The following is a 17,800-nucleotide window of genomic DNA, read 5'->3' as shown; positions in this document are numbered from 1 at the left end:
CCGACCCTTGTGGTAACGCCCAAAACATTTTATTCCCAATGCTTTTTATCTTTATCCATATACTCTTGAATTTTGCGATCTTCCCAGGCTTTTCCAAAAATAATGTTTTTACCAAATACGCTTAAACCGTGAAATGCCAGACCAATACCCCAAAATAATGGTGTTGAAAACACGCCTAAATTCCAAATATTTCCGTGTGTATTGGGTATAATCATGGCAAGGATAAAGATATTTACCGCAACATACCAGAAGGCGTGCCAATAGAAACCTTTTATGTTTTTTATGCGTTTTTGGGCTTTTAAATACGCTTCTTCTTTACTGTAATTTCTTGAATATTTATTGTTATTTGTTTCCATGATAGTCTTTTTATTCCCAACGTTTGTTTTCTTCTTTTCGCATTAATTCTTCTATTTTACGTTCTTCCCATTGGCTACCTAAAATGCCTTGGTTTACAAAAACGCGAAACGCATGAATGCCTAAGCCAATACCCCAGCCAATGGCCGAAAACCAAAACCATTTAAAGGCCCAATAGGTTTTGTAATTAATAAAAATTATAAAGGGGATAAATAAACAATATGCGAGAAGATGAAGGTAAAATCCTTTTAAATCGTCGACACGTTTTCGGGCGCGTAAATATTTTTTTTCTTCGTTAAAGTTTGGTGATTTTTCCATGATTTCTGTTTTTTTATTTCCAACGGTTTTCATCTTCTTCCTGCATAAATTCTTTTAATTTTCGTGCTTCCCAGCGTCTGCCAAAAGTCCCTTCGGTTACAAACACTTTAAATGCATGAATAACTAAACCAATGCCCCAACCAAACATGGGAAACCAAAACCATTGAAATCCCCAAGAGGTGCTGTAGTTTATATAAATTAAAAAAGGAATGACAACGCAATAGGATATAAGGCCGTAATAAAAGCCTTTTAGTTCGTCTACATGGTTACGCGCTCTTACGTAACTATCGTCTAGGGTTGATCTTGATTCTGTTCTCATAATAGATATTTGTTTAGTAAGCATTGGTATTGCTACGGCAAAACGGTTTGCTTCTTTTGTGATATTTACTTTTTTATTGGTGAGCAAGTGGTAACGTTGGTTTATATTATTTAGCCCAACACCACTGCTCTTTTTTACAATTTGTTTGGGTTGAAAATTGTTTTCGACAACCAAATAATCTTGGTCTTCATAAATGTTAATATGCAAAGGTTTGTTTGAGTTTACCATATTGTGTTTTACAGCATTTTCTAATAGCAACTGTAAGGAAAGCGGCACCACCTTACTTTCTGGATTTAACGCCTGCTCTGGCATGTTAAACACAATACTGTCCTCAAACCGCATTTTAAGTAAAGTCATATAGGTTTTGGCAAACTGCAACTCCTCGTCTACCGAGACCAATTCCTTGTTTTTTTGTTCTAAAACATAACGGTATACTTTGGATAAGCCGGTGGTGAATTTTTGTGCGTTTTCAGGGTTTTCTTCAATTAAACTGGTTAAAACATTTAAGCTATTGAATAGAAAATGAGGATCTAACTGATTTTTTAAAGCATCAAACTTAGCGCTTGCCGTGCCCGCAATAACCTTTTGTTCTTTAATTCGGTTTTGCTGATACCTGTTATAAAAATAAATAACGTGAAATACAGCTACAATGGTTAATGTAATCCAAATTCCGAATTGATAGTTTTTAAAGGATTCTTGGGCTAGAAAGTCTTCAAAAGTGATTTTTTCAAAAAAAACAGCGGTTGCCGATCTAAGAAAAAACAAGCCTACAATGGTTATTAAAACCGAACCTACAATACCAATACCGATTCTTTTAGCAACATCCTTTTTTTTCCATTGGCGTTTAGACAAAAGATTAAAAAAATACATTTGTGAATAACCTAAAACAAAGGCGTACAACTCATAAAACATAAAGGCTATAAGGAGGCTATTGGTACTTTCATAATTAAATCCGTTATGAAGAAAACTTCCAATAACAAATACGACAAGACCTATAAAAAAGGTAATATATATGTTTCTAATAGGATTTTTCATGTTTAACTTTTAGGTAATTTTTAATCTATGTTGCTTTAAATTTAATGAAAAGTTGGCTGGGATGGACTAAATCTTAACAAACCTTAAAATTGTGTTTGGACTGTCTTTGTTTTTAAATGGAAGTGATGCTTTTAAAAAAGCTAGTAATAAACTCAGTGATTTCATAATTTATTTGTTTTTTGAATGATTATGAGGCAAATATCAGTCAGCAGACTTCATTTTAAAAAACTGGGTTACCGAACTGTAAAATATTTAAGATGAATTGTAATCGCTTCGATTAAAATGCTAAACCTATGTTACATTCTATTTTTAAGAGATTGATTTACTCACTATTTTCAGTTAATTTAGCTGAATGACGCACAAAACCATTCATTTTATAATTATAGGAAGCGGGAATATTGCTAACACTTATTTTTCTGCAATAAAAAATTTGAAACAAGCTGAAGTTGTTGGCCTAGTTTCACAAAAAACTACAAAATCAGAAAAATTCAGCCAACTTCCTGCTTTTAAAACGTTACAGGATGTTAACATTCATTTTGATGCCGTTATTATCTGCACACCAAATGGCTACCACCATATTAGCGCTATTGAAGCCGCCAAACTAGGCAAACATGTGCTTTGCGAAAAACCTATTGATATTACCCTAGATGCTATTGACAAGATGATTAACAGTTGTAAAACGAGCGGCGTAAAACTTGCGGTGGCGTATCAACGTCGATACAGCTCGGACAACCCTATTGTAAAAAGCTTAATAGAAAAAGGTTTGTTAGGTAATATCTTTTCGGTAGACCTTTCGGTTAAAAATTATAGAGATGCTAACTACTATAATTCGGCAGATTACAGAGGTACCTATAAAATTGATGGTGGTGGGCCTTTTATTCAACAAGCCTCACATTATATCGATTTATATTATTGGTTTTTTGGAAAACCAAGTAAACTAACTAGCAAACTGGGCACATTTGTGCACGACATAGAAGTTGAAGATCATGGCGCAGCAATTTGTTTACATGATTCTGGAATGATTGGCACCATAACAGCTTCAACCGCCACTAAACCTGGGTTTCCTGCAAAAATGGAAATTTACACGAATAAGGGATATTTAATTTTAGAAAATGACGTGATAACCCAATGGGAGATTGAAGGATTGGAAAACCCAAGCGAGCAATTACAAAATAAAAACACCCACACAGGAGCAGCCTCAGCATCGGTTGAAGACACCACAAATCACGAATTAATTATTAAAGATTTTATAGATGCCATTCATTTAAATAGAACGCCTTTAATTTCTGGTGAATCTGCTAGAAATGCTACGGAAATAATTTTAGATATCTATAAAAATCAATTTTAAAAAATATTCTTAGTATAAAAACAGCTATATCTCATAAATAAACAAAAAACCAAGAAACCTAAAAATAAGCGTCTTGGTTTCTTAGTTCTTGACTCTTGACTATCAGCTCTTGGCTCTTCGTAGATTCTAAATTAAAATCATCTTTCTTGAAATTTAAAAAATATAGGCACCGCATAGGCTACTTTTACAGGTTTACCGCGTTGTGTGCCTGGTTTCATTTTAGGCAATAATTTGATGATGCGCTCTGCTTCCTTTTCTAAAATTTTATCGGGACCACGTGAACGTACATTGGTTGTAACACCCTGACTATCTATTATAAAAAGTACCGATACTCGACCTTGTATGCCTAACTCGAGAGCCGTTTCTGGATACTGTAAATTTTTAATAATATGAGCTTGTATTTTTTCTTGAAAACAGGCTTTTGCAGCTTCTTTCGATAAACCTTCGCAGCCTGGAAATACAGGTATGTTTTCTATTATCGCAAAAGCAACTTCGGCTTCTTCTTCAAATTCTTCTACTTCTACATCGGCTACACCTACTTCTTGCGGTTGCTCAACAATGGCTATGTCTTGACCAGCTTCTGTACTTTCAAAAACAGTTTCTTCTACTTCTATTTCGTCTTCTACAATTTTAATATCTTCTTGAATAACGGCTGGTGGCGGTGGCGGTGGTGGCAAAGCATTCATTTTTACAATGGGAATATCGTCTTCAACTTCTGCATTCATAGTAACCGTATCTATCACAACATCATCCTTGTCGTATGTTTTATACTCTAAAACACGCCAAGAAAGTAACAACATCAAATTAAGGCCGATAGCAAAATATAAACTGCTATTTCTACCTATTTCTATTTTAGGATTTTTTTTGGGTAGCATGATTTCTAGATTTATATTTTATAGTAAAAAAATACAGTTTCCCTGTAAAAAACACTATGACATTTATCATACAAAACACTTCAAATCAATTGAGTACATTTTATAAGATTCGTTTAAAAGGACTTTCGTTTTATCCTATAAAAACTAGCACAGTACTTTAGTCTATTTTTTACTATATTAGCAACTCAAAATCAACTATTTAACTTGTTTTTAACATAAAATCATGTTATAGATTTTATCTATATACATTATTTAACCTTTTAAAAACCAGCTGTTTACAAAAACTCATTACATCCATTTATTTAACTTCATTTTTAAATTCGTTTTTTTAGTTTATTTATTTCTTTAACAAGCTACTCACCAATAATTTGCATCAATTTTACAGATGTTTTAAAAAAATAAAATTCAACAAACTGTAACATTTTTAAATTTTAAAACACTTACTCTATAACTAAACCAATACATTGAATAAAGAGCTAGAACATAGTTTTGTTGAGTTACTGGAAAAGCACCAAAATATTGTGCATAAGGTGTGCCGTTTGTACACCAATAATTACGATGCGCATAACGATTTGTTTCAGGAAATTACCATACAACTTTGGAAAGCCTATCCTAAATTTAGGGGCGACGCCAAGTTTAGCACCTGGATGTATCGTGTGGGGTTAAATACTGCCATTACGCTCTACCGAAAATCGAAACGCACCATAAACACACAAGATTTTGAAGGCGTTGCTTTTAAAATAAAAGCTGAAGATTACGACGATACCGAAGAGCAGCAATTAAAAGTACTTTACAAAGCCGTGCATCAATTAAACGATATTGAAAAAGCATTGGTGTTTTTGTATTTAGAAGACAAAGACTACCGAGAAATAAGTGAAACTTTGGGAATTAGTGAAGTGAATGCCCGCGTGAAGATGAACCGAATTAAAACGAAACTTAAAACCATTTTAAATCCGTAAACTTATGGATGAATTAGATTTACTAAAAAAGGATTGGAACAAGACTTCCAACAGCACGAAAATTTCTGCAAAAGAAATTTATGCTATGCTGCATAAAAAATCGTCATCTATAGTAAAAACATTATTTTATATAAGTATTGCCGAGCTCGTTTTTTGGACACTCCTCAATGTGCTGCCCTTCTTTTTTTCTAAAACGTTTAACGAACAACTGGATTTGGTTTACACCAATAAAACAGTTTTAGTGCTTATCAATATTTTTAGCTACTCGGTTATCCTGCTGTTTGTCTACTTATTATTTAAATCGCATAAAGCCATTTCGGTAACCGATAATGCAAAAAAACTCATGGAAAGCATTATAAAAACAAGAAAAATTATAAAATACTATGTGTTATATAACTTGATTGTTGTGTTTGTATCTATGGTTATTGGCATTTATTTTGGAGTTAATCAAACACCTGAAATTACAGAAAAGTTAGAAAATGCAGATGATAATTTCATGCTTATCATGTACGCTATCGAAGTTGCTTTTGTGGCAGCTCTAGTGTTGTGTTTTTGGTTGTTTTACAAGCTCCTTTACGGTTTACTTTTAAAACGATTGAATAGAAACTATAAGGAATTAAAGAAGTTGGAGGTTTGAAGTTTTATTAGTTAAAAGTTAAAAGTTAAAAGTTAAAAGTTAAAAGTTAAAAGTTAAAAGTTAAAAGTTAAAAGAAAACTACAAATTGAAACTTTGACCTCCCAATTACACAAAAAAACATATCAACAATTTCTCTACTATTGATTGAAGACAATAAACCCAAAGCAGGAAATCACCTAAACCACTCGAAATCTTTGAAACTTTGAAACTCTGAAACTCTGACCGCTCAATTAAACCATTCAAAGATTAAACATTTTATACAATTCTGCCTGTCATGTCGAACGCAGTGAGACATCTTTTAAACGATAACTTTATTTGATGAGATACCTCCTATCGTCGGTATAACAAGCCTACGCAAGTGAAACCTTCGATTACACAGTTAAACAATTCAACGATTAAACATTTTATACAATTCTACCTGTCTGTCATGTCGAACGCAGTGAAACATCATTTAAGCGACATTCTTATTTGATGAGATACCTCCTATCGTCGGTATGACAAGCCTACGCAAGTGAAACCCCTCGATTACACAATTAAACCATTCAACGATTAAACATTTACACATCTAAACCCTCAAATCATCAACCTCAACAACATCACCTGGCTGCATATTATTTAAAAGAATATCGCCAACGCGAACACGCACTAAACGCAAAGTTGGAAACCCAACGGCAGAAGTCATTTTTCGAACTTGACGAAATTTCCCTTCTTTTAAAGTTACCGAAATCCATGGCGCTGGTCCGTGGCGTTCGTCTCTAATTTTTTTCGAGCGTATTGGCAAATCGGGAATCCCTTCTAAAGCAAAAACTTTGCAAGGCTTGGTTTGGTATTTTTTACCGTTAAATCCAATTTCTACACCTTCACTCATTTTTGTTATCGCTTCCGCGGAAATAGCGCCGTCTACTTGAGCATAATATTCCTTTTCAACTTTACGACTGTTTACATAATCGCTCATTTTTCCATCGGTAGTAAGTAATAACAAGCCTTCCGACTTCTCATCTAATCTTCCAATGGCCATAATGCCTTCCGGAAAATCGTGAAGCGTACCCAAGAAATTTTTAGATTGTTGTTTAGAGTCATGGCTTTTAAACTGACTTAAAAAACCGTAGGGTTTGTAGATTATAAAGTGCCTATGACTGGTTTTAGATGCTTCCATTTAATATTTGATGCACCAAGGCTTTGGTAGGTTTTTGGCCGTTCATAGCGGTTCTTACGGCATCGAAAGTCATTTTAAAATCGCAGCCCGTTTTGTAGGCACTGCAACCGTAGGCCGTTTTGCCTTTTAGTACCGTGCCTTTTTTACATTTCGGACACGCTAACTCGTCTGAAGTTGGTTTAGGTGTCGCTTTCGCGGAAGTCTTTTTAGGTTCTAACTTTATTTTGAAATTTTCATCAAAACGCAGCAAACCTTCAACCGCAGCGCCGTCTATTTTAAAACCTTTTAAATTTACCGTAGAACCTTTTTGAAGCAGACGTATCCACTGTTTTTCAGATATTTTTTTATCAGCAAAATTAAAGGGCAACACAAAATCGCAGCCGTCTTTATAACCGCTGCAACCGTAAGCAGTTTTTCCCTTTAAAAGTTTTGCTTTTTTACATTTCGGACAATCTTCATTCAAAATGCCTGCTACTTTTTTCTTGGCGGCTTTGGCTTCGCGATTTTTAACGGTAACAAACTGCGAAATATTAGCGCGTTTGGTTTCGCTACGCACCTCATAAACCAAGGCATCAACCATCTGCTTCATATTTCTAATAAAAGCAGCTGCACTAAACTCGCCTTTCTCAATATCTTTGAGTTGCTTCTCCCAAGAACCTGTCAATTCTGCCGATTTCAATAAATCATTCTGAATCGTATCTATCAACTGAATGCCTGTTACTGTTGGCAGAACCTGTTTTTTATTTCGTTTTATATATTTTCTTCTGAAAAGCGTTTCTATAATATTGGCTCGAGTAGATGGTCGTCCAATACCATTTTCCTTCATTAAATCACGTAATTCTTCATCGTCTACCTGCTTGCCTGCGGTTTCCATGGCTCGAAGTAACGAAGCTTCTGTATATTGATTTGGCGGCTTGGTTTCCTTTTCTAAAAACGAAGGTTCATGTGGGCCTTTTTCGCCCTTTACAAAAGTTGGTAAAATACCCGATTCTTTTTCCTTTGCATCTGGGTTTTCAAAAACAACACGCCAGCCCTTTTCTATAATTTCTTTACCTGTAGTTTTAAACACGATTTTGGCTGCATTTCCTAAAACGGTGGTGTTCGAAACCGTACAATCGTCATAAAAAACCGCAATAAATCGTTTTACAATAATATCGTAAACCTGCTGCTGGTTGTATTGCAAATTGGTTTGCATGCCCGTTGGAATAATAGCATGGTGATCGGTGACTTTTTTATCGTTAAAAACCTTAGACGATTTTTTAATTTTCTTCCCTAAAAGAGGTTGTGTTAGAGTTGCGTAATTGGTTAACTTCTGAAGAATGCCTGGTACTTTCGGATAAATATCGTTTGGTAAAAAAGTGGTATCTACTCTAGGATAAGTTACCACTTTTCGTTCATATAAAGCCTGAACAATTTTTAGAGTTTCATCGGCCGAAAATCCGAATTTGGTATTACAATACACCTGCAACCCGGTTAAATCGAATAATTTTGGTGCGTATTCTTTACCTTTCTTTTTGGTGATGGAATCAATTTCAAAATCACTCTCCTTAACTTTATTAGCTAAAGCTTCACCATCTTCTTTCTTTAAAAAACGGCCTTCTTCATAACTAAAAAGCGTGTCGCGATATAAGGTTTGTAGCTCCCAATACGGCTGTGGTTTAAAGTTTTCAATTTCCTTAAAACGATTTACAACCATAGCGAGAGTTGGAGTTTGCACACGACCAACCGATAAAACTTGCTTATAACCACCGTGTTTAACCGTATATAATCGTGTGGCATTCATACCTAATAACCAGTCGCCAATCGCTCTTGAAAACCCGGCGTAATATAAATTATCGTAATCTGATGCTGGTTTTAAACTTTCAAACCCTTCTTTAATGGCTTCTGTGGTTAAGGACGAAATCCACAAACGCTGTACTTCGCCTTTGTAGTTGGCCTCATTCATCACCCAACGCTGAATAAGTTCTCCCTCCTGCCCGGCATCGCCACAGTTTATAACCAATTCGGCTTTATCAAATAAACTTTTTACAATATTAAATTGCTTCTGAATCCCTGAATTAGAAACCACTTTAGTTTCAAACTTTTCGGGAAGCATGGGGAGGTTATTTAAATCCCAACTTTTCCAATAGGGTTTGTAATCGTTAGGTTCCTTAAGCGTGCATAAATGACCAAACGTATAGGTTACCGCATAACCATTGCCTTCAAAATAGCCATCGCGTTTTGTGTTTGCTCCTAAAACAGTAGCAATTTCACGGGCAACACTAGGTTTTTCGGCTATACAAACTTTCATGAATCTCTTTTAAAACAGACCTGCAAAATAGAACATTAAAATAGTTTTTAAAAAAGTTCTTTTTAGGAGTTATTAACGAATAATAGAACTGTAAAACAGCTTACAGAAAATAATCAGAAACCTAACAACACACTAAACAACAACCATTTAACAATGAATAACTTCATAAATATTTAAAAAAAATGTAAATTTATATCAGTTCACCATAAAACATTTGTCTAATCTTTTTAAATTTTAATTTATCATGAGACATTTTATCCCTCTTATCCTAGTTGCTTTTTTAACTTTTAGCTGTAGTAATGATGACGATGCTTACTACCACGAATACCATTTAGAATATATCGGCGCGATTGATGCGAACGTGCCTTCTGAATTTGAGTATGGAAACACCTACCGCATTGAAGTTACTATTGAATTACCTAACAGCTGTTACTTTTACTATAATCAATACGATTATTTCTATGAAGGAACTTCCCGATTTATTTATCCCATTGCACATGTAGATGATGGCATATCTTGCACCGAAGACGTTCGAGAAGTTACATTTTCTATCCCCGTACAGGCTTTACAGCGAGAAACTTATATTTTTGAATTTTATCAAGGTGAAGATTCTAGCGGACAAGACACCTTTTTTACCATTGAAGTCCCTGTGATTAACTAAAACTTTTAGGGTAGAAAATCGACAAAACAAGGACCGCATTTTTATTCCTGAGTTACAAGGTATTGCAGATATTTATAAAAAAAAGCCTGTCTTAAAAAATGTAATTGATGTCATATTCAGCTTGTCAAAATATTTTTAACTGATTGCTAATCAATATCGGTTTTGACAATCTCAACCTGACAAATCAAATTTAACTGACTTTTTAGACAGGCTTTTTTTATAATCTAGTTTATGTAGGTTAATCTAAACAGTGAAGTTTATGCATAAAAAAAGCATCATAATCAATATCTGTAATTTCAGCAGTGCCTTTTGTACCTTTTAACTTTACGGATTTAACAGGCGATTCCTTTAGTAATGCCATTTGCGATTTAGACAAGTTGCCTTTAAATGAAAACTGGCCACATTCCATATCCCAGGAATGATAAAATGAAATATACTTGCCATTTTCCAAAGTCACAGTAACCGACGAACGGTTATGTGAAAAATAACTAACACAGCCCAAATCTTCTTTCGAATTAAAAAACACGTTTATTTTGAGACCTTGACGGTATAATTCAACAGTTAAATTATCGCTAAGCGGATAAGCCTCTGTTCGTACTGTTCTCACATTGTAAAATGGGTCGAAATCATTCATTACATAGCGACAAGAATCTTTAAATTTTATACGCTCTAATCTTAATTTCTCTTTAGCTGAAGCCTTATGTGCTATTTCTGAATTTGCAATTTGAGGTATTTTTTGTCCTGAAAGACTACGAATAATTGAATCTTTTATACGTTTTTCATACAAAGCTTTTTGAGCGGCCATACTACGTATAATGGAATCTTTAATACGCTTTTCATACAAAGCTTTTTGAGTTTCAAGACTCGTAGTTGTAGCAATAACAGGCTTCTTATTTTGTGAAACCGAACTTTTAGGGATTCGCGCTAAAGAATCGGCCATACGTTTTTGCTCCAAAGCACGCTTATTGGCATCATGTAAAGCTATAGAATCCTTAATGCGTTGTGCTTCGATTTGTTTTTGTTTGGCTATATATTGAGCATTCTCTTCTTTAATTTTCTGTTTCGCTTCAAAAGTTCTTTTTGCAGCGACAATAGCTGAGATAGAATCATTAATACGCTTTTGTTTTAGGGCTTTTTCATTAGCAATGCGCAAGTCTATAGAATCCTGAATACGCTTTGCTTCTAACGCGCGCTGATTTTCGGCATATTTTTCATTAGCTTCCTTAATACGTTTAGCTTCAAGTTCTTTTTGAAGTGCTAAATGCTGTGCAATGGAATCCTGCTTTTTCTGTTGTACTTGTATTGCTTTTTCATTAGCAATTCGTATAGCTATAGAATCTTGTATACGTTTTTCCTCTAAAGCTTGGGCTTCGATAAGACGCTGTGCATTGGCCTTCTTTATACGTTTGGCTTCAAGTGCTTTTTGTTCAGCAATAGAATCATGCTTGCGTTGTGCCGCCAAAGCCCTTTCATTGGCAAGCTTTGCAGCCTGAGCTTCCATAATACGTTTTTCCTCTAAAGCCTTCTGCGTAGCTATACTTTGCGCTATGGAATCCTGCTTGCGTTTTTCTATTTCTTCCTTATGTACAATTTGATATATGTTTTCTTTTCGCTTGGCCTCAGCTTCAATCAATTCCTCACGCTCCTTTTTCTGATAAGCATAATACAAATCGGTCATCGCTTCGGTAACTTCTAAATCGTCCACTTTTACAATACCAACCTTGCCCTTGTACTTGATTTTATAATTATCTCTACCTAAAAACTGTATAACAACACAGGCCTCGCCTTCTAGAAACGGACCAATAGGATTAGACAATTCATTTAAATTTTCATTTAGATTTCTATAAAAATTTCCGTCTTGAAAAAACTGTGTAGGGATGTTAGCATCTTGAGAAAACAGATGTAATGAAAATAAAAAAAAGCAAAAATATTTAATCAAAGTAATTGGGGTTTAGTTGTTTTCAAAATGGATATTCATATCAAAATTAATTTTTTTAATCTTCTATTGAAATTTTTTAAAAGATAATGGTTTAAATTCTCTATAATTACGATTAACTTCCTTTTTTAAGGAAAAATTTACAACACAAACATGACCATTCAAGATTTAGTTGGGGAATATTCGATAATTGGAAGCAATCAAAATGAAGATCAAAACACCTATAAAGGCACTTTGCATTTAACATTAGACCAAAACGAGCGGATTAAAGCCAAGTGGATTATCAATAATAATCAAATTCAATTAGGTAACGGATTTTTCAAAGACAACATTTTAGTTATAAATTTTCATTACTTAGGAGAAAACGACGCTATTTTTAAAGGCGTTGTGGTTTACAAATGTCTTTCTAAAAATGTATTAGAAGGATTTTGGTCTGAAGAACAAGGCGACCCAGAATTTCTTGGCACAGAACAATGTTTTAGAACAAACACCCAAAATGAATTTCTAAATTAAAAAGAAGGTTTAGCATAACTTCTCAGATGAAAATCATTCTTCTTTAAAATATTTTCATCAGTCTACTTCATTATTCAACCAATCTTAGTAATTATTCTTTAAACTATAAATAACCTTTTACACAAGGTAAACACTCCTCTATTTATAAAATTCACCCCTTAGTTCACTCCCTTTTTTGTTGTTTTTTTGCATCAGAAACAAAATTTAAATGGTTTGAAACATTAAATCTTATATCTTTGTTATCGATTACATTAATTAAACTAGAATAACAAATGACTTCAAAAATTACACAAACCATCATGATATTAACTTGCTTTATAATGTGTCATATGGCAAGTTTTGCATTGCCTAAATCACAGAAAAATCAAAGCGAAACGAACACACAACAAACTCAGCAAAAACACATTAGTACAATGTATGCCGATATTACGGTAAGTACCGTTGCAGAGTTTAATACAGCGATTTCAAATGCTTCTGCCGGAGATATTATCTATATAAAAAATGGTAATTATGTGTTTACTTCAAGAGTAAGCATTTCTAGAAGTGGTACAGCTGGAAACCTTATTTCAGTATTACCACATCCAGACAATACCACTCGACCTTTTTTCGATTTTTCTAGCATGTCTGAAAGCTCATCCAATCGCGCCATTTCTTTAGGTGGAAATTATTGGCATTTTAAAGGCATTGATATTTTTGGAGCTGGCGATAACGGTATGTTTATTGGCGGAAACAATAACACTATAGAATTTTGTACGTTTAGCGAGTGTAAAGATACAGGCTTACAAATAGGTTCTGGGGGTAGTAACAATACCATTATTAATTGCGATTCATTTTACAACGCCGATGCGAGTTTAGAAAACGCCGATGGTTTTGCTTGTAAACTAGATGCGGGTACAGGCAACAAATTTGTAGGCTGTCGTGCATGGCAAAATCTAGATGATGGTTGGGATGGTTATCTTAGAGGCACCGATAACATAACAACAACCTACGAAAATTGTTGGGCAATTAAAAATGGTTACTTAAAAAACGGTAGCGCAGGTCAAGGCGATGGTAACGGTTTTAAAACTGGTGGTAGCGATGCGGTTAATAACATTAAATTATTAAAACATAATGCGATTTACAAAAACTGTATTTCTGCAGGAAATATATACGATGGTTTCGACCATAATAGCAACAGAGGTAGTATTACTATGTACAATTGTGGTGCTTACCAAAATGGTAGAAACATTAATTTTAGCAGCTCCAATATTGCTGAAAAATTGGAAATTAAAAACACCATTAGTTACGCGCCTACAAGCGGTAGCGATAGCTACAGAGCTACTACATTAATTGTACAAAATAACAGCTGGCAAAATGGTTTAACAACAAATAACAGTGACTTTGAAAGCTTAGACATCAATTTATTATTAGCCGAAAGAAAAGCAGACGGTAGTTTACCAGATGTTGAATTTATGAAACTTGTTGCTGGCAGTGATTTAATTGATGCTGGAATGGATGTGGGTCTGCCTTTTAATGGCACAGCACCAGATATTGGTCCGTTTGAAACAGGAACCTTAGGTATTAATGATTTTGTTTTTGAAGCAGGCATTGCTAACTATCCGAACCCTTTTTCTGAAGAAACCCGTATTATTTTCAACTTAAAACAAGCCTTAAAACTTAATATTGCCGTTTATAATTTAATGGGTATTAAAGTTTTTGATTTTAATGATAAAACTTACCCTGCTGGTAATAATACTTTAACTTTAAAACGAAATAATTTAGCTTCAGGAAATTATTTGCTTGTTTTAAAAGGTGAAGATCAATTAAGAACTAGTAAGTTAATTACGATAAAATAACGAGATAATTCCTTATCTATAACTTTAATTTGACAGGTAACTGATATGAAAAACGTAGTAACTTCATCACTGAAATATAAAATATGGATTATGATTTTGCTTTTTGGTAGCTCTACAAAAACATTTTCTCAAAATGAAGAGATTCCTCTTTGGGATGAAGTGCCTAATTCTATTAAAAGTGACCATTATCAAGAAGAATTTCGATTAAATGATGAAGGGGAAGCTACAGGAATTCGTAAAGTAACCAACCCGAGATTAAAAGTTTTTTTAGCCGATAACAACAAAACAAATAATACGGCTGTAGTGATTTGCCCTGGAGGCGGCTACGCCGTATTATCACATGATAAAGAAGGCGACAAAATTGCAAAATGGCTTAATACTTTAGGGATTTCTGCATTTGTACTTAAATACAGATTACCTAGTGATGAGATTATGAAAGATAAAAGTATTGGTCCGTTACAGGATGCTCAAGAAGCCTTAAGAACCGTAAGAAGGCACGCCAAAGATTGGCACATAAACCCCAATAAAATTGGAATTATAGGTTTTTCGGCTGGCGGTCATCTAGCATCAACGCTTTCTACACATTATGCTGATAAAGTGTATAAGCATGATAAAACTAGCGCCCAACCAGATTTCTCCATCTTAATTTATCCTGTAATTTCCATGAAAGATGGGATAACACATCAAGGTTCTAAAAAGAATCTTTTAGGTGAATCGCCTTCGGAAGAATTAGTTGAAAAATATTCAAACGAAAATCATGTTAATGCAAACACAGCGCCTACTTTCTTAATTCATGCCTCTAATGATGGTGCCGTTCCTGTTGAAAATAGCATCAATTATTACTTAGCTTTAAAGGAAAACAACGTTCCTGCCGAGCTACATATTTATGAAGATGGCGGACATGGTTTTGGCTTAGGGACAAAGGGCACACATACCAACTGGCCCAAAGCTTGCGAAAATTGGCTTTTAGCTAATAATTATATAATGCCATAAAAAAAGCCCATGTAATTTGACTACATGGGCTTTTTAAAGGATAAAAACTATTTAAACTAACCAACTTTTTGTTTGTTTTTCATGTCCTTCAACAATTTTAATTCTCGTTGAATTTCCTCTCTCCTTTCGTTAAATTTTCTAACTTTCTCATCTATAATTGCCTGATGCTTGAGCCGTCTTTCGCGTCTCAATTCATCTCTATCTTTTTGTATCTGTTTTTCCTTTTTCATCTTCGCCATTTCACGAGCGACTGATAAATAAGAGTATCCATACATACTTAAGAATAATAATGCAACAATTCCTAAAATTACGAATCCGTTTTCCATGCTATTTAAAGTTCTAGTTAATTAATTAAAACAATCTGCATCGTTATTCAAGGGATCAAATAACCTACAGTTATATTCCAAAGGTATAAAAAACAGACCTTTACGTTAAAATAAAAAAGGTGAATGACTAAAATACTAGTTGAAAGTTAAAACAGACAGCTAAAAATCGTTAATCTTCAAAAACTATCGGTAAGTTTTCAGATTTCCAGCCTAAAAAACCAGAATCCAGATTATAAATTTGAGTAAATCCTGCTTTTTGAAAAATTTCAACACTTTTTTTACTGCGTTTTCCAGAACGGCAATAAATATAAACAGGTTTTTCGGAGTTTAATTTTTTAATGTTTTCAGCAAAATCATCCGCAAGGAAGTCAATATTTAATGCGTTTTTCAAATGACCTGCTTCAAATTCTTTAGGCGTACGCACATCAATAAGCAGCATGCTATCTTCAGCTACAGCTTTATTAAATGCTTGAGCATCCAAATCACTATAACCGTCTTGCGATGCCAATTGATTGCAACTAAAAAAAGTAAGCATCAAAGCAGCGCAAAACGTTAAAATATAAGTTTTCATAGTATTGAACTACATGTCCACAATATCGCCTGTCCAGTCTAAAATACCACCTTCAAGATTGTAAGCGTTTTCAAAACCTATTTGCTCCATAATTTGGCAGGCTTGACCAGATCGTTTTCCAGAACGGCAATACACGTAGTAATTCTTGGTTTTGTCTAATTCTTCTAAATCATGAATAAAATCCTGCCCTTTATAGATATCAATATGAATGGCGTTTGGGATGATACCTTCGGCAACCTCAGCATCGGTTCTTACATCCAATACAACGGCATTAGTATCGTTTGCTAATTGCTCTGCCCATTCATCTTGTGTTAAATCTTCCATGTTTTCTTTATATAATGTGTTTAATACTAGTCTATATTGTTATCACAAAATTAAGACTTCTAAAATTATAGACGAAAAAAAATCCGAAGTATTACGACTCCGGATTTTAATTAAGTTTCTATGAACTAAACCTTAATGGAACAACCAATGGCTTTCGTTTCGGTTTCTGGTACAGCTTTACCGCTTAACAAAGCATTTACAGCATCTTCAACGTATTTTGTTGTAACTGCCGATGCATCTTTATAATTATCGTCAATCGCACCAATATATTTTACCACATTGCCTTTGCTTGTTTTTTCTAACACAAACATATGTGGTGTTTTTGTCGCACCAAACTTAGGGTAAACCGTTTGCTTGGCATCGATTAAATACGGAAAATTAAATCCTTTTTCTTCGGCCCTTTTTTTCATTTCTGGTAAAGCATCGCCAGGTTTAACCGCAACATTATTTGGCATAATGGCAATTACAGGATAACCTTTTGGGGCGTATTTTTTGTTTAACTCTATAATTCGATCTTCATACATCACCGCATAAGGGCAAGTGTTACATGTAAAGGTGATGATAAAACCTTTAGCATCTTTATAATCGGCCATAGAAACCATCTTGCCATCTATATTTTTAAGCGAAAAATCTTTAGCAACATCGCCAATTTTATAGCCACTTACGGGTGCCGTTTTTACAGCAAAAGCACTAATAAAAAGCACTAGTAATCCTGCTGAAATTATTTTAAATACATTTTTCATGATAATCGGGTTTTAGTTTATAAATTGTTTGACTTCGTTTTCTAATTCTTCATAAGTAAAAGACTGCTCAAAAAACAATCTTTTATCATTTTTATAAATGATGGTTGCAGGAATCGAACCCGACCAAGTTTCATCCACTTTAGGAATCCAAGTGTTCATATCAGCATCATCTAAAGCAACGACTTTCGATTTTAATTTTCTATCCTTAATAAAAGGTTTCAATTTAGAATCGTATAAATGCGGAAAATCTAAACTTACTAAAAGGACTTCTACATTTTTATTTTTATAAGCTTCATTTAATTGCTCAAAATAAGGCAATTCTTTAACGCAGGGCGCACACCAAGTTGCCCAAAAGTTTATCACATGAATTTTACCGTCTTTTTTATTCAGAAATTTTTCAAAACCATTAAAATCGTAGACTTCAAGATCTACTTCACTTTCCGAAGTGTTTAAGGTTTCAACTTTATTTAAAGCCGTTTTAGTAGCAGCTTCGTTCTTTTTTTGCTTTGCACAACTCGCCATTAAAAGAATGGCAACAAATAACACATTTAACTTCATAAGTATAAAACTAATTAATAGTTCTTTGAATATCTTCTAGTTTAACAAA

Annotated in this window: 19 protein-coding genes; 7 read left to right on the top strand and 12 right to left on the bottom strand. The window is 34.0% G+C overall.

The features are described 5' to 3' along the window. Positions 1-29: 29 nt before the first annotated feature. Genes H6X70_RS07910 through H6X70_RS07900 form a run of 3 tightly spaced genes read right to left on the bottom strand, consistent with a single transcriptional unit; the run spans position 30 to position 2,026 of the window. Complete coding sequence (locus H6X70_RS07910) at positions 30-356, bottom strand: 2TM domain-containing protein (RefSeq protein ID WP_194767139.1); 327 nt, start codon at positions 354-356, stop codon at positions 30-32. Between the two features lie 10 nt (positions 357-366). After that, positions 367-672 (bottom strand): 2TM domain-containing protein, encoded by a 306-nt coding sequence (locus H6X70_RS07905; protein ID WP_228530305.1) that lies wholly within the window; start codon positions 670-672, stop codon positions 367-369. A 13-nt stretch (positions 673-685) separates the two neighbouring features. Further along, on the bottom strand, positions 686-2,026 hold the full coding sequence (locus tag H6X70_RS07900; RefSeq protein WP_194767137.1) for a 2TM domain-containing protein: 1,341 nt from the start codon (positions 2,024-2,026) through the stop codon (positions 686-688). A 352-nt stretch (positions 2,027-2,378) separates the two neighbouring features. Between H6X70_RS07900 and H6X70_RS07895 the strand changes: the two genes are divergently transcribed. After that, entirely contained in the window at positions 2,379-3,374 is a 996-nt protein-coding gene (locus H6X70_RS07895; protein ID WP_194767136.1) for a Gfo/Idh/MocA family protein, read from the top strand. Positions 3,375-3,511: 137 nt separating this feature from the next. On the opposite strand, the gene H6X70_RS07890 is transcribed toward H6X70_RS07895, so the two are convergent. Next, positions 3,512-4,249, bottom strand: a complete 738-nt coding sequence (locus tag H6X70_RS07890; protein WP_194767135.1) for an energy transducer TonB — start codon at positions 4,247-4,249, stop codon at positions 3,512-3,514. Between the two features lie 464 nt (positions 4,250-4,713). Here H6X70_RS07890 and H6X70_RS07885 point away from each other — a divergent pair, with 464 nt between their 5' ends. Continuing rightward, positions 4,714-5,208 carry an RNA polymerase sigma factor gene (locus H6X70_RS07885; RefSeq protein WP_194767134.1) on the top strand — a complete coding sequence of 165 codons (495 nt, stop codon included), beginning with the start codon at positions 4,714-4,716 and terminating at the stop codon, positions 5,206-5,208. 4 nt (positions 5,209-5,212) lie between these two features. Further along, on the top strand, positions 5,213-5,845 hold the full coding sequence (locus H6X70_RS07880; protein ID WP_194767133.1) for a hypothetical protein: 633 nt from the start codon (positions 5,213-5,215) through the stop codon (positions 5,843-5,845). A 565-nt stretch (positions 5,846-6,410) separates the two neighbouring features. On the opposite strand, the gene H6X70_RS07875 is transcribed toward H6X70_RS07880, so the two are convergent. Further along, positions 6,411-7,001: a pseudouridine synthase gene (locus H6X70_RS07875; RefSeq protein ID WP_194767132.1), complete on the bottom strand. Its 591-nt coding sequence runs from the start codon at positions 6,999-7,001 to the stop codon at positions 6,411-6,413. Continuing rightward, on the bottom strand, positions 6,988-9,291 hold the full coding sequence (locus H6X70_RS07870) for a type IA DNA topoisomerase (RefSeq protein WP_194767131.1): 2,304 nt from the start codon (positions 9,289-9,291) through the stop codon (positions 6,988-6,990). Before H6X70_RS07870 ends, H6X70_RS07875 begins: the two co-directional genes overlap by 14 nt. Before the next feature lie 244 nt (positions 9,292-9,535). On the opposite strand from H6X70_RS07870, the gene H6X70_RS07865 reads away from it, so the two are divergent. Then, positions 9,536-9,952 (top strand): hypothetical protein, encoded by a 417-nt coding sequence (locus tag H6X70_RS07865; protein WP_194767130.1) that lies wholly within the window; start codon positions 9,536-9,538, stop codon positions 9,950-9,952. 238 nt (positions 9,953-10,190) lie between these two features. Here the strand turns inward: H6X70_RS07865 and H6X70_RS07860 are convergent, their stop codons facing one another. Then, complete coding sequence (locus H6X70_RS07860) at positions 10,191-11,891, bottom strand: hypothetical protein (protein ID WP_194767129.1); 1,701 nt, start codon at positions 11,889-11,891, stop codon at positions 10,191-10,193. Positions 11,892-12,041: 150 nt separating this feature from the next. On the opposite strand from H6X70_RS07860, the gene H6X70_RS07855 reads away from it, so the two are divergent. The 3 genes from H6X70_RS07855 to H6X70_RS07845 all read left to right on the top strand — a co-directional run bounded on the left by H6X70_RS07855 (position 12,042) and on the right by H6X70_RS07845 (position 15,229). Beyond that, entirely contained in the window at positions 12,042-12,401 is a 360-nt protein-coding gene (locus H6X70_RS07855; RefSeq protein ID WP_194767128.1) for a hypothetical protein, read from the top strand. A 272-nt stretch (positions 12,402-12,673) separates the two neighbouring features. Then, on the top strand, positions 12,674-14,236 hold the full coding sequence (locus tag H6X70_RS07850; protein WP_194767127.1) for a right-handed parallel beta-helix repeat-containing protein: 1,563 nt from the start codon (positions 12,674-12,676) through the stop codon (positions 14,234-14,236). A gap of 45 nt (positions 14,237-14,281) precedes the next feature. Beyond that, positions 14,282-15,229 carry an alpha/beta hydrolase gene (locus H6X70_RS07845; protein ID WP_194767126.1) on the top strand — a complete coding sequence of 316 codons (948 nt, stop codon included), beginning with the start codon at positions 14,282-14,284 and terminating at the stop codon, positions 15,227-15,229. A 56-nt stretch (positions 15,230-15,285) separates the two neighbouring features. Here the strand turns inward: H6X70_RS07845 and H6X70_RS07840 are convergent, their stop codons facing one another. From H6X70_RS07840 to H6X70_RS07820, 5 genes are all read right to left on the bottom strand, one after another. Then, a complete protein-coding gene (locus H6X70_RS07840; RefSeq protein ID WP_194767125.1) occupies positions 15,286-15,555 on the bottom strand; it encodes a hypothetical protein in 270 nt (89 codons plus the stop codon). A 169-nt stretch (positions 15,556-15,724) separates the two neighbouring features. Next, positions 15,725-16,126, bottom strand: a complete 402-nt coding sequence (locus H6X70_RS07835; RefSeq protein ID WP_194767124.1) for a rhodanese-like domain-containing protein — start codon at positions 16,124-16,126, stop codon at positions 15,725-15,727. 9 nt (positions 16,127-16,135) lie between these two features. Next, on the bottom strand, positions 16,136-16,450 hold the full coding sequence (locus H6X70_RS07830; RefSeq protein ID WP_194767123.1) for a rhodanese-like domain-containing protein: 315 nt from the start codon (positions 16,448-16,450) through the stop codon (positions 16,136-16,138). Positions 16,451-16,575: 125 nt separating this feature from the next. Next, entirely contained in the window at positions 16,576-17,193 is a 618-nt protein-coding gene (locus H6X70_RS07825) for a thioredoxin family protein (protein WP_194767122.1), read from the bottom strand. A 12-nt stretch (positions 17,194-17,205) separates the two neighbouring features. Then, positions 17,206-17,751: a TlpA family protein disulfide reductase gene (locus H6X70_RS07820; protein WP_194767121.1), complete on the bottom strand. Its 546-nt coding sequence runs from the start codon at positions 17,749-17,751 to the stop codon at positions 17,206-17,208. Between the last annotated feature and the right edge of the window lie 49 nt (positions 17,752-17,800).

The organism is Tamlana sp. I1, from assembly GCF_015355625.1.
Classification (GTDB): domain Bacteria; phylum Bacteroidota; class Bacteroidia; order Flavobacteriales; family Flavobacteriaceae; genus Pseudotamlana.
The sequence above is the reverse complement of the archived record's forward strand: the minus strand, read 5'-3'. Positions and strand labels throughout refer to the sequence as shown.